The following is a 13,159-nucleotide window of genomic DNA, read 5'->3' on the forward strand; positions in this document are numbered from 1 at the left end:
AATTCTAAAATTATTATTGTTATTTGACTATCCGTCATTTTAACATAGTAATATAAAATTATCAAATATTATTTTATTTATGAATGGAAATTTCGCCGATCCGATTGGGTCGGCGTTTTTTAATGGAAAATCCTGTGTGTGGAATCAGCGGATCAATCCAAATTCCCGGGCCTGTTCCTCCGTCAGAATGAACTGTTCCCGCTCCCATACGTCGTCCTCCTCGTTCAGTCCAAAAGCTTTCATCACCTTTAACCAAATCCCTTTCTCTACCGCCTCACTCTGCGTAATGATAATTTTCATGTCTATTATATCTTCTCCTTAATATAGAGCATTCTACGCTGGAAATTAAACATTTAATAATAGCTCAGCAATATTTTTTAAATGAAATGATCAGCTCTATTTTATCTCGAAGCTAGCCTATTTATTCTTGTTCATACGGGATACTTGTTCAAAGATACATGTTCAAAAAATTTTATTTACCCAAAAACAACAAAATTGAAACAAAAATTAAAAAAAATCATCCTAAAGACCTATGACAAATTCCGACAGTTATGTCGAAATGTATGATATAGTACTTTCATAACCATTTCAACATGTCATTTTCATCTGGTAAAGATAAATTATAGGAGGTAGGGCCTGGAACTAACAGTAATCTAAAATCATTTTATTTATCATTTTAAGCACTATAGCCCTATTTTTATGAGTAAATTTTAATATTGAAGGAGTGGGACATCATAAACTCACATCAAAAAAATTGTATACAGCGCTTGTTCTTTACGCTGCTTAGCAGCATCATTATTTTCGGTTCAATCGGCTTCCCCGCTTCAACGGAAGCAAGTACAGCGGTTAAAGTTCCTAAAGCTACATGGCTATGGAAAGTCCAATTGATCGAAACGCAGTCTGACGAGCTTCTCTCGTTTGCTGCTTCTGAAGGGATATATGTCATTTACCTGCAGGTCAGCAAAAATGTCGATATTCGTCACTACAAAAGTTTTATCTCTAAAGCAAATCAATACGGCATCGAAATTCATGCCCTGAATGGCGCGCCTAATTGGGCGCTGGAAGCAAACAGAAAGCATTTGCGAGACTTTATGGACTGGATCAGAGACTACCAACAGTCAGCGGCTGCCGAGGAGAAATTTACAGGTATACACGTTGATATTGAACCTTATTTAACTCAGGAATGGAAAAATAATGTGTACGATGTCATCCCGCAATGGCAGTCCAATGTAGAGTTTCTCGTTCAGGAAGCAGCCAATTTAAACCTTCCTATTGCGGCAGACCTGCCTTTTTGGTTAGATAAGTATACGGTTGAGGAACCGGACGATACGAGCGAAACGAGCAATACAAGCGATACAAGCGATACGAAAGAAACCCTGAGCTCCTGGATGATTTCAAAATATGAATCCGTCACCCTGATGTCTTACCGCGATACGGCTAAGGCTGTAATCGGCCTTGCAGTGCAAGAATTCGAGGAAGCGGAAGCATTGAACAAACGCGTATATACCGCCGTCGAAACGAAATATTCCTCCGAAGGCGATCACGTATCGTTCTATAAAAATAGTTATGAATATCTTAACTCCGAGTTAGCTAAGCTTGAACAGCTTGGCGGACAGTACTCAACCTTTGGCGGAATTGCCGTTCACGATCTTCTCGCATTGAAAGAAATGGCCGAACGAAACTAGCCTTAAGCCTGATTTTGAACTATAAAGCAGCAAATAGCCCTCTTCACTTGGAATGTATTAACATTCAGCAAGTGAAGGGGGCTTTTTATTAGGTCAATTTAAGGCTGTTGCCGTGCCTTTTTTTCAGCCGTTACAATGGTAAATGTAATCGTTTACAACTATAAAAGCGGCGTTATTGCCCCATGAAAAGAGGGATTTACGATGACAGACTACAGAAAGAGCTGGAAATTAAACGTTTTCCCTTTGCTGGTCAAATGGTTTGTTATGATGATCGTTGTAAGTATGGTGCCGTTGTTACCAGTCTTACCGTCGTTTCCGTTGTTTACACTTCCCTCCGTTTCAGCTGAATCGCAAATTACGATTGATTCACACGAAAATGGCCAGCTGGTTGATTCGGGAATCGTGACCATTTCAGGTCATTATGTCGACGTCTTTGATCTGAAACTCATTGTAAATGGAAAAGAACAGCTCGATGCACACATGAACAATTTGAGCGGCACTGAGACAGGCACATGGTATGCCGAGCTGGATACGAGCAAGTATCACGGTAACATCAGGCTTGTTGCCCGGGGCCTGCAGAGTGATACCAGATACGGGGTAACAACGCCGCAAAAAGTAATTCAAGTCAACAATCCCCCTGCTTCTCCCCCTCTTGTCCGTATTGATCATCCAACTGACGGCTCCCGCGTTGAAGGTGAAATTACGGTTACTCTGTCCGTTTACGCAATAAATCCCGTTCATGCTGTAGAGATTAGACTCAACGGCGGTTCATGGAGCCCGGCAATTGCAGCTAATGAGCATTATGAATATATGTGGGATACAGAAACTGCTCTGAACGGCAGTTCAAGCATTGAAGCAAGAGCGATAGATGAGTATGGCAATATAGGTCGAAGTATGACGGTCTATGTCAGAAACGGGGAGATTATCCAAGAAGCTGTCACGCTGGAAAGACAGGATCGTGCCATCTGGATTTGGGAGAAGGCCGCCTATAATTTGTTCCTTAACCCCGGATCACGGACGGCATTAAAAGCTTTTGCCGATGATACAGCCACATTTAATTCCGATCCGGTAACAACGTTCTATCTCGGTGTTTTTCCATACGAAGGCATAGATATATTAGAGGAGGAAACAGCTAAAGTCCGTGATTTCGTTACTTGGGCACACGAACAAGGTTATAAGGTCCACGCCTGTATTGCCGGAGGGACGGTTCCGCCGTATTTCGGAGCGTTGACAGCCTATCACGATCTTGCTGTCCGGGAAATGGAAAAGGTCATTAACTATAATTTATCCTCCTCCCCTGCCGAACAGTTCGATGGAGTTAACGTCGATATCGAGCCTTATATTCTTCCTGAATTCAGGCCGAATAAACCATCTGTTCAGCTGCAGTATTTGGATATTATGGAGAAGCTGGTGCAAAGGAGAAATACAGCAGGTATCCCTTTGCTGTTCGGTCCCGCTATTCCTAGATGGTTCGACAGTAATGATCCGGCGAAGGACATTACCTGGAAGGGCCAAACGAAATGGCTTTCCGAGCACATTCAGGACATAAGCGATTATATTACGATTATGGATTATCGGGATACCGCCGATGGAACCGCAGGGATTATTGCTCATGCACAGGGGGAGATCGATTATGCTAACCGGATCGGCAAGCCGAACTCGGTTATTATCGGCGTCGAGACGCTCGATATTGCAAACAGCGGTGATCCAGAGACGATAACGTTCCGGGAGGAAGGCCGTGCTCATATGGAGAGCGAGCTGGATAAAGTGTATGCCTCATTCAACAATAATCCGGCTTTCGGAGGCATCGCCATGCACCATTATGACTCGATCCGCTGGCTTCCATCCGCCTGGGGCCCGGGAGGTTTAAAATGGACAGTTACTCCCGAAGATGTAACACTGCCGTCGGCTGTCAGTGTACAGCCATCCGCTAAAGCCTTTGACTACCAGAGCATCACCCTCCGTTATGGAAGGGCTTTCGACGATTCCGATATCGAAGATTATGTCATTTACCGCAGCACCGAACCGGATTTCGAGCCTGATCTATCGAACATTGCCGGCCAATCCCGCAATTTGACCTACATCGATCGCGGGCTGCTGCCGGACACGACTTACTACTATAAAGTTGCAGCGAAAGACATCAGCGGCAACATCGGCCCCGCTTCACACGAAGCTGCCGCCACAACTGCTCCTACGAATTTGCGCCCGATGATCATCGACGGGATGCATATCGTCCGCGACGGCACGCGCTCGAGGGTTGCCCTGAAAGTGACCGATTATGAAACCGGGGAGCAAATTACAGCCAGAGTATTCGGACGCTTCACCTACAACGGCGGAAAATATGTTGAACTGGCCCCTGATCCGAATGGTATTTTGTTTGCTCACTCTGAAGCCTTGCCAGAAACTTCGGGTCAGGTTGGCTTCTGGCCGCAGCGCGTGCTGGCCGGCAATTATTACTGGGCTGCGGCTTATGATTCGCCCCGGACAGCCTCAGTGCAATGGCCAGAGTGTTTTTATGATATATTGTTAAAATCCCGTTAAAACAAAGCAGCAAGCTCTGGCGGCTCTAATTACTGAATTACTGGCCAAAGGAGCTTGCTTAGTCTTTAATCTGACGATACAAACAGCAGCGGTTAGCTGTTCACGACTCCCGCCGCTGATTTTGCCGCCTGGACGAGCGCTGCAGCATTCCGCTCAATCTCATCAAACCGCCCTTCCCTCACTAAGGCCAAATTTGCAATACTCCCGCCTAGCCCTACAGCGGTAACGCCGGCGGCCAGAAATTGCTGAATATTATCAAGCCGCACGCCGCCCGTCGATATCATCGGAATATGATCAAGGGGAGCCCGGATTTCCTGCAAATAGGCCAAACCTAACGAAGCCATTGGAAACACCTTCACAGCAGTAGCTCCAGCGTTCCAGGCCCGGACAATTTCACTAGGAGTCATTGCCCCAGGATATACATCAACGGCTTGTTCCCGGGCATAGTCGATGACAGCCTCATCTAAATTTGGCGAAATCAAATACTGCGCCCCTGCCGCTACCGCTTCCCTTGCCCGATTCAAATCAATAACCGTCCCTGCGCCAATGCGCATACGATCACCATAACATTCACGCCAGCGGGAGATCATGGCGAGCGCGCCAGCGCTGTTCAGCGTCGCTTCTACGAACACGACTCCGGCTCGGGCCAATGCTTCCACTAAAGCATCCGCCTGATTTTCCGGGACGTTTCGTAAAATGGCGATGATTCGCTCCCGCTGCAATTGCTCAAATACGATACTCATCGATTTCACCTCTTGCTTCAAAACGTAGCATGTTCAGTGTAAGAATTCAAACCTTTATTAGAAAACCGCTGACATTTTCACCAAAATCCGTTTGAGCATAATTTGGAATAATTTATGGAAAAAGTGACTCGCGCACTCAAGTCAGTTATAATTTAGTAGCATATCAACTATGTTATTGAGGTGATTAATTATGAAGCTGACCTATTTAGGGCACTCCTCCGTTCATATCGACACTGGTGAATACAAGCTGATCATTGATCCATTTTTGACTGGCAACCCGGTGGCGACTGTCCGGGCGGAGGACATTCAAGCTGATTATGTACTGCTGACGCACGGCCATTCTGACCATATTGGGGATGCTGAAGCGATCGCCCGCAACAATCAATGCCCGATTATTGCCATTGTAGAATTAGCCGATTATTTTCAGGCTAAAGGGGTAGAAACGATCGGCATGAATCTCGGCGGTTCCCATTCTTTTCCGTTCGGAAAACTAAAATTTACGCCAGCTCTGCATAGCTCGTCCGTCCAGGTAGACGGTACGAACGTTTATCTTGGAGTCCCTGCAGGCATTTTGCTGGAATTAAACGGCTTTACGGTGTACCATGCAGGGGATACCGCACTATTCAGTGATTTGCAGCTGGTCGGCCACCGCAGCCGGATTGACCTCGCTTTTATCCCGATCGGTGATTACTTTACGATGGGACCCGAGGACGCATTAACCGCAGCCGAGTGGATTAATGCCAGACATGTCGTTCCGATCCACTACAATACATTTGACCTCATTCGGCAGGATGGCAACCGGTTCGCGGAAGAGCTGGGCAAGCTGGGCATAACCGGGCATGCATTGCAGCCCGGCGAAGAGCTTCACCATCATCAGCTTAGCTTATAATCACGATATTTTATCGTCGGCGCAATGTTTAAGCAATCAAGCAAGCCCCCGTTATGCTAAGGCAGCAAAAGGGGGCTTTATCTAATCTATTAATTCTTTTCCCTTTGTCTCGACACCTAACCAAAGTACGGCAATCACGCCAACGATAATCGTGATGAAAAAAATCCAGAAAATCGTGCCAATCTCATATTGCCTGGCCACGAGCAGGCCAACCATATAAGGTGCGATCACGCCGCCGATACGGCCAAACGAAGCCGCCAGCCCCACCCCCGTTGACCGGACGCTAGTTGGATACAGCTCTGGAGTGTAGGCATACATAGCGCCCCAAGCCCCAAGATTGAAAAAGGACAAGCATATGCCTGCAGCGATCAGCGCCCCCTCCGTTGTAGAGATGCCGAACCATGCTGCGCTGATGGCCGTCAGCACCAAGTACAGGACGAGGACAAACTTCCTGCCTAATTTCTCGATCAGGTAAGCAGCTGTAAAGTAGCCGGGAAGCTGGGCCAGTGTCATAATCAGGACATATTCGAAACTTTTAACGAGACTGAACCCTTTGAGTAACATGACAGATGGCAGCCATAGGAACATGCCGTAATAAGAAAATACGACGGTAAACCAAAGCACCCACAGCATTATTGTTGCGCGGCGGTGAGGCCCCGCCCATACGGATTTAAACTTCTGCCGGAACGAAACGGAGTCGCTTTTCTGCTGGGCTGCCTGCTTCTTGTATCTCGGTGGATCCTCAATGGATCTTCTTAAATAGAGTGCATAAAAAGCAGGCAGACCACCTATAATGAAGGCCGCTTGCCAGCCGTACTTCGGAATGACAAAATAAGCGATCAGCGCAGAAGCGATCCAACCAGCGGCCCAAAAGCTTTCCAGCAGCACGACCGCTCGGCCGCGGTCCTTGGCAGCGACTGATTCGGAGACAAGCGTAGAAGCGACAGGCAGTTCCCCTCCCAGCCCAAAGCCTGCGATAAAGCGCAGGATACAGAGAACGGCATATCCAGTCGCTGCTGCCGACAACCCTGTCGCAATAGAAAATATGAGCAGCGTCCAGAGCAAAATCGACTTCCGTCCATACCGGTCTGCCAAATAGCCCGCAGCCGCTGCTCCAAATACCATCCCGATTGAATTAATGCTTGTAAAAAAACCGGTTTGCTGAGGTGTCAGCTGCCATTTCAAACTAAGATCCGCAATAATAAACGATAGCATCCCGATATCCATCGCATCAAACATCCAGCTCAGCCCGGCGCTCATCAGCAGCTTGCGCTGCTTTGGCTGCCGGATCGTTTCCAGTAAGCTCATTTTTCCCACTCCTAAGATCTATTTATTTGTTTTATGACTTTTATGCCATTAGTCTCCTCAATTATGGAATAATGATAACAAAAAATGACTTTCATCGCTTGAAATTTCTTTATTTCAGTTGCGCATAAGCCATTTCATGGTACTATAATGGATAAAAGTATATATTTAGCAATCATTTTTTTAAAAAGGCAGGATGATAAGCAATGGGCTATAATTACAACAAAAGTTCTGCTCTCTGGTATTACATTTATCAGGACGTTACTAAAGGACCCGTGACGATTGAGCAAATGCAGAAGGATTATTACATTCACCGGGAGCTGCACCCCGGCACCATGGTATGGACAGAGGGATTCCCGGATTGGCGGCCCCTGTCTTCAAGTGAGCTGATCCACCATATTATGTTTCCGGCGCCTTCGTCATCCGCGCAATCCGTTCCGTTCGCGCCGCCCTACATGCGCCGCCCAGTTCAAACGCCTAAAGGCAACGTAAATAATGTTTATATTTGGGTTATCGTCGGAGTTACCGCGTTGATGGGGCTTATCGGATTGTTGATTTCGGGCTTTGGCTATCCGTATTCTTACATAAGTATGGCAATGATGATGACAATATTGGGAAAATCTTTCTTGTTGGCCATCGTGCACCTAGCATTGAATATTCTGTTCTGTTCTTTGGACCGAAACGAAGTGAGAAGAGCAGGATACCAGCCTCCTTCGCTCTGGTGGGTTTTAATTATGCCTGTTTATTTGTTTATTAGAGCATATAGAACAGGACAGTTTCCGCTTTATGCCATTCTTTATCTCGTTATAAATTTTGGTTTGTATTTTATCTCCAGCTTTATTTATACAATTTCAGAGTTTATTTAAGTTATAGATGGATGGTATAAATAGAGCTGTTCCTCTTAGCAGTGTAATCTGCTCTTCCGGAACAGCTCTATTTATGGCGCGAAATGCCCTCGTTTAAATAACACGCTCTTTATATTGCAAATGATAAATATGCTGCGGACCGATCGGGCCGTCGATCAGCCTGCCTTTATCCTCGAAGCCCGCTGCCAAATATACGGCCTGGGCTGCTTTATTGCGTTTATTTACAGCCAATACGACTTCATTCCGCCCGGGGAAGTGGGATTTCATAAAATTGGGAAGCTGAAGCATCGCCGTTTTGGCAATCCCTTGCCCTTGATATCGGAAATCGATGGAGAAGGAACGGAGCAGCATCGCATGGGGATTTGCGGTAAATTCCCCGATATCCGGCCCTTCATGCAGGATAAAAAAGCCCGCAGCGCTTTCCTCATATGTAATTACCACCGGGTACTGATGCTCATCCTGAATGGCTATGGGAAGTACGTCCTTCGGCAAAGCGCTGAACAGAACCTGTTCCTCCGGAAGTTCGAAGCGCTCCAATGACTCTTTGTCACCCGGCAAATACAAACGCAAACTCACTTTATTGTTCATGGAATCAGGCGCTTAATCGGCCTCTACCCTCCTCCCCAGTATGACAAGGTCTCTCTCCGTTCCATCCAGGTTGGCTACCCGCGGCAACAGCCCCCACTGCTCGAAGCCGTGCTTGCGCAGCAGCGCCATGCTTCCGGCGTTATGGGCGAACACGAACCCCAACAGCGTCTTTACTTCGATTTCTGGACAAGCTGCAATCGCCTTCCCGATCAACAAGCTGCCGATGCCCTGGCCGCGGAACGTTGAGGAAATGTAAATGCTTATTTCCGCTGTCCCGTCGTAAGCAGGGCGCCCATAAAAGGACTGAAAGCTGAGCCAGGCGATCACCCGGTTGCCGTGTTCCCCCGCAGAGCTTGTCCCGCCGATTACCCCAGTCCCGATTGCCTCAGTGCCAATTGCCGCAGCACCGATTTGCCCCGCGCCACTTTCCCCAGGCCTCACTACCCACAGTGGCCTCCGATCCAGCGTATGCTCCGCGAACCACTTCAGCCGGCTTTCTACAGTCACCGGCTTCAGGTCAGCCGTAACCATTCTGCTCTCGATCGTCTCGTTATAGATGTCCACGATCTCTTGTAAATCGTTAATTGCTGCATGCTCGATACGATATGTTGTCAACATGATGATTGCTCCTAACCGCTTTAGGTACTAATTTAAACTAAGATAGCAAACAGACGCAGAAATAGCTAGAGAAAAAGCTAGCCTCGAAGGCTAGCTTTGGATCAACTTTTTATATATCTTAATAACGCTAAAATGCATCCCCTCATGATAAAGGCAGAAATTCAAAAATCCCTCGATCGTGTCCAGCGTAAAGCCCGACGACGTCGTATACGGCTTACTAACGCGTTCGTCCAGTTTTCCTGTTAAAATCGAAGCAATCTGCTTCGGCTGCTGCTCCAGAACCTCAGCAATTTCAGCAAACTTTGGCACGTCTTCCGTCCAGTTTTCCGGAGAGGTCCCGTTACCAAAAAATTTCCTATATTCAGCTGGAATTAGCGAAGGACGTCCGTTTAGCTGAAATGCAAATACGTCCTGTACAAGGGCGATATGCCCAAGATTCCAGCGAATATTGTTGCGGAACGCTGCAGGTATAATATCGGCCTGTTCCTCCGATAAATCCTGAACTATTTTTAATGTCTGACTACGAATGAATTCCAATTGACTAAAAATAATCTCTCCCATGCTTTTACCTCCCCTTGACTTATCGAAATGCTGCCTAATTAATGATCAATCGATATGCTGCCTTATCTTAACATAGTGCTGGACAACGGGAAACGGGTCGTAAAAATGATGAAGCAGCGCTTTCCACTCTCGATACTGCTCCGATTTCCTGAATCCAACCTCATGATCGGTAATCGACCGCCATTTGACGAGAAGTATGTACTTATTAGCCTCTTCTACGCATTTATGCAGCTCATGGTCGATATACCCTGGCATGCCCGATATGATTTTGGACGCTTGCCGAAAACTGCTCTCAAAGTCATTGATCGTCCCCGGCTTAACATGCAGTTCAGCTACTTCAAGGATCATTCTTTCCCCCTCCCAGCTTGAAAAAAGCATAAATTGCTACGTTGTCCTTATTATACCATCATTATTTGATTTGAGTTGATCGAGTTTTTCTTTTTGCCCCCGCAAGGCCTTATTGATCCAAATCGCAGCGATCGAGCCTTCGCCCATCGCAACGGTGACCTGCTCCGCATGCAGGGCGATATCGCCGGCGGCCCACACGTTATCGACGCTTGTAAGCTTGCTTCGCGAATCGCTTTCCACATGGCCGTTATCACTTAGTGCAGCTCCAAGCTGCCCCGCGAGCTCGGAATGCACTTGGTTTCCGCCAAAGGCAATAAAGCCCCGTTCGGCGGGCAGAACAGTACCGTCGCTAAGCACGACCTGCTCAATTTGCCCTTCCGCGGCAGGCCGTATTTCCGTAATCGCTCGCTCAATATAAGTAATACCTGCAAGACGAATCTGTTCCAGCAGCTCTGGAGATACACGCGAGGACTCATGGTTCACATAGGTCAGTCTATTTGTGCGTTCGGCCAAAAGAAGCGCCATACCGGCACCGGCATCTCCAGCGCCCATCAAAACTGTAAGCTTGCCTTCGATCTCATACCCGTCGCAATCCGGGCAAATATACACGCTGCTTCCGAGCAGCGGGACAAGTCCAGGTATTTCGGGAATGCGATCGCTCACACCGGTCGCAAGCAGCATCGTATAAGCCTCGTATCTTCGTCCCGCTTCCCCCTCAAGGAGTATCGTCCCGGTTGCGGTTCGAGCCGCTGTAACTATCCTGTCCCGGGCAAAGCGGACGCCGGTGCTCTCAGCCTGTTGCCTTCCCCTTGTTCGCAATTCTTCCCCCGAAATTCCCTCCGGCCAGCCTAAAATATTGTGATAACAGCGGCAGAGCGTTGATCTGCCCTCTCCGGCATCAACGACCAGAACATCATAAGCGGAATAACGGCCTAGCTGGATCGCAGCCTGCAGCCCGGCGATTCCCCCTCCGACGATGATACAATCCTGCAGCATAAGCGATTTTCTCCTTCTTTTTTAGATGTATACAGCGCTGAAGCTGAAGTTGTTGAAAAACGAATAAGCGGACAAGCCATAACGGCCGCATCTTGCCGGCGTTATCGTCTATTCGGCAGATTTGGGCAATCGCTGCAAATATACCCGGGCTTCATAAGGGCGAAGCTTCAGTTTGCATAAATCTTCATTTTTTTGCGGGCGATAATTCGAAATAAGCAGCTCCATTCCCTCCGGCAATAACTCCTTCGGCAGTTCAAACAGCGGCTCCCGTTCAAAAAAATTAAGGATGACGAGCAACTGATCGTTATCCAGCGTTCGAGTGTAAGCGTAAATTTCCGAATGCAGCGGCAGCAGCAGCTTATATCTGCCATAAACGAAAACCTTATGCTGCTTGCGAAGCTGGATCAGCTTTTTGTAATAATGAAAGATGGAATCGGGATCGTTAAGCGCCTCCGCTACGTTAATCTCCATGTAATTGGAATTGACTTTAATCCAGGGAGTTCCCGTAGTAAAACCTCCATTAGCAGTCGCATCCCACTGCATCGGGGTTCGCGCGTTGTCCCGGCTCCTCTTGCGGAGCGCTTGCATGATTTCTTCTTCCGGCACCCCATTATCGCGCTGTTCCTCGTAGTAATTCAGCGTCTCCACATCACGGTAATCATCGATAGACTCGAAAGCGATGTTCGTCATTCCGATTTCCTCACCCTGATAAATATATGGCGTGCCTTCCAGCGTGTGAATAAAGGTGGCCAGCATTTTTGCCGAAGGGACCCGGTACAGCACATCGTTCCCAAAGCGTGACACGGAGCGCGGCTGGTCATGGTTGCACCAGTAATTTGCATTCCAGCCCCGGTCATGGAGAACGTTTTGCCAGTTGCTAATGATTTTCTTCAGCTCCAGCAGGTTCCAGGGAACGACGTTCCATTTGCCGATTCCCGTGGAGGCGGCATCGATGAACATATGCTCGAACTGGAACGTCATATTCAATTCTCGCCGGCCGTCTCCTACATAATCAAGCGCCTGCTCTGGACCGAGTCCCGACGTTTCTCCGACGGTCATGATATCGTAAAAGTATAGCACCTTGTCATGCAAGTTCTGCAGTAAGGTGTGGACGTTCTCCAGATTGGAGAACATTTCATAGGCCCGCACCGTCTTCGTCTGATGAGGGTTGTCTGCGTCTGGAAGCCCTTCAGCTTTGACGATATGTGATATCGCATCGAAACGAAAGCCGTCCACTCCCTTTTTGAGCCACCACTCCACCATGTTATGGAGTTCATCAATCACCACGGGATTGTTCCAATTCAAATCGGGCTGGTACTTGGAATATAAATGCAAATAATATTCATCCGTCTGCGCATCATATTCCCAGACCGAGCCGCTGAAGTACGATTCCCAGTTGTTGGGCGGGCCTCCGTTTTTCCCTTTCCGCCATATGTAGTAATCCCGCTTCGGGTTATCTTTGGATTGACGGGACTCTATAAACCATGGATGCTTGTGCGAGGTATGGTTCAGCACCAAATCCATCATCAGCTTCATCCCCCGGGAATGTATGTCCTGAAGCAATTGGTCAAAATCCTCCATCGTGCCGAACTGCTCCATAATATCGCAATAATCACTAATGTCATATCCATTGTCATGGCCGGGGGATTTATAAATGGGGCTCAGCCAAATGACGTTGACCCCCAGCTCCTGCAAATAGTCCAGTTTCGAGATAATCCCTTTAAGATCGCCGATTCCGTCGCCATTGCTGTCTTTAAAGCTAATCGGGTAAATTTGATATACTACGCTTTCCTTCCACCATTTCGGTTTCATTGTCTACTCTGCCTCCTTATCCGGGTTGAGCCAAACGGGCATGCCAGCGGATAATTCATTCTTCCTATATTGCAACTAAACCTGATATGCGCTTTGTTATATCTATAAACAAGGGAAACGTCCGGTATAACAGACAAAAAGAACTTTCGGCGGAATTGCATCTTTTTGCCGCTTATTTTTACTGATATAGTATAATGAAATAATCTG

At 47.4% G+C, this 13,159-nt stretch carries 13 protein-coding genes; 4 read left to right on the forward strand and 9 right to left on the reverse strand.

Features of this window, described 5'->3' with window-relative positions:
- Positions 1-144: 144 nt before the first annotated feature.
- Positions 145-300: a hypothetical protein gene (locus G358_RS33490; RefSeq protein ID WP_019637973.1), complete on the reverse strand. Its 156-nt coding sequence runs from the start codon at positions 298-300 to the stop codon at positions 145-147.
- A 416-nt stretch (positions 301-716) separates the two neighbouring features.
- On the opposite strand from G358_RS33490, the gene G358_RS30230 reads away from it, so the two are divergent.
- Together G358_RS30230 and G358_RS0114580 are read left to right on the forward strand one after the other, a co-directional pair.
- Positions 717-1,685, forward strand: coding sequence for a hypothetical protein (locus G358_RS30230; RefSeq protein WP_019637974.1), 969 nt, complete (start codon positions 717-719; stop codon positions 1,683-1,685).
- A 201-nt stretch (positions 1,686-1,886) separates the two neighbouring features.
- Positions 1,887-4,226 (forward strand): Ig-like domain-containing protein, encoded by a 2,340-nt coding sequence (locus tag G358_RS0114580; RefSeq protein ID WP_019637975.1) that lies wholly within the window; start codon positions 1,887-1,889, stop codon positions 4,224-4,226.
- A gap of 92 nt (positions 4,227-4,318) precedes the next feature.
- Here the strand turns inward: G358_RS0114580 and G358_RS0114585 are convergent, their stop codons facing one another.
- On the reverse strand, positions 4,319-4,969 hold the full coding sequence (locus tag G358_RS0114585; RefSeq protein WP_019637976.1) for a bifunctional 4-hydroxy-2-oxoglutarate aldolase/2-dehydro-3-deoxy-phosphogluconate aldolase: 651 nt from the start codon (positions 4,967-4,969) through the stop codon (positions 4,319-4,321).
- A gap of 190 nt (positions 4,970-5,159) precedes the next feature.
- Here G358_RS0114585 and G358_RS0114590 point away from each other — a divergent pair, with 190 nt between their 5' ends.
- Entirely contained in the window at positions 5,160-5,858 is a 699-nt protein-coding gene (locus G358_RS0114590) for a metal-dependent hydrolase (protein WP_019637977.1), read from the forward strand.
- Positions 5,859-5,939: 81 nt separating this feature from the next.
- Here G358_RS0114590 and G358_RS0114595 read toward each other — a convergent pair whose 3' ends face one another.
- On the reverse strand, positions 5,940-7,166 hold the full coding sequence (locus G358_RS0114595) for an MFS transporter (RefSeq protein WP_019637978.1): 1,227 nt from the start codon (positions 7,164-7,166) through the stop codon (positions 5,940-5,942).
- 203 nt (positions 7,167-7,369) lie between these two features.
- Here G358_RS0114595 and G358_RS0114600 point away from each other — a divergent pair, with 203 nt between their 5' ends.
- Positions 7,370-8,029 carry a DUF4339 domain-containing protein gene (locus G358_RS0114600; RefSeq protein WP_019637979.1) on the forward strand — a complete coding sequence of 220 codons (660 nt, stop codon included), beginning with the start codon at positions 7,370-7,372 and terminating at the stop codon, positions 8,027-8,029.
- A gap of 93 nt (positions 8,030-8,122) precedes the next feature.
- On the opposite strand, the gene G358_RS0114605 is transcribed toward G358_RS0114600, so the two are convergent.
- The 6 genes from G358_RS0114605 to G358_RS0114630 form a co-directional block, all read right to left on the reverse strand.
- Positions 8,123-8,617 (reverse strand): GNAT family N-acetyltransferase, encoded by a 495-nt coding sequence (locus tag G358_RS0114605; RefSeq protein WP_019637980.1) that lies wholly within the window; start codon positions 8,615-8,617, stop codon positions 8,123-8,125.
- Positions 8,618-8,629: 12 nt separating this feature from the next.
- A complete protein-coding gene (locus tag G358_RS0114610; RefSeq protein WP_019637981.1) occupies positions 8,630-9,235 on the reverse strand; it encodes a GNAT family N-acetyltransferase in 606 nt (201 codons plus the stop codon).
- 90 nt (positions 9,236-9,325) lie between these two features.
- Positions 9,326-9,796 carry a DinB family protein gene (locus G358_RS0114615; protein WP_019637982.1) on the reverse strand — a complete coding sequence of 157 codons (471 nt, stop codon included), beginning with the start codon at positions 9,794-9,796 and terminating at the stop codon, positions 9,326-9,328.
- 45 nt (positions 9,797-9,841) lie between these two features.
- Complete coding sequence (locus tag G358_RS0114620) at positions 9,842-10,144, reverse strand: antibiotic biosynthesis monooxygenase family protein (RefSeq protein ID WP_019637983.1); 303 nt, start codon at positions 10,142-10,144, stop codon at positions 9,842-9,844.
- A 36-nt stretch (positions 10,145-10,180) separates the two neighbouring features.
- The gene (locus tag G358_RS0114625) at positions 10,181-11,140 is read right to left on the reverse strand and encodes an NAD(P)/FAD-dependent oxidoreductase (protein ID WP_019637984.1); all 960 of its coding nucleotides are present in this window, start codon (positions 11,138-11,140) and stop codon (positions 10,181-10,183) included.
- 108 nt (positions 11,141-11,248) lie between these two features.
- Positions 11,249-12,952 carry a glycoside hydrolase family 13 protein gene (locus G358_RS0114630; RefSeq protein ID WP_019637985.1) on the reverse strand — a complete coding sequence of 568 codons (1,704 nt, stop codon included), beginning with the start codon at positions 12,950-12,952 and terminating at the stop codon, positions 11,249-11,251.
- Positions 12,953-13,159: the final 207 nt, after the last annotated feature.

It is taken from the genome of Paenibacillus fonticola DSM 21315, from assembly GCF_000381905.1.
Taxonomy (GTDB): Bacteria; Bacillota; Bacilli; order Paenibacillales; family Paenibacillaceae; genus Fontibacillus; species Fontibacillus fonticola.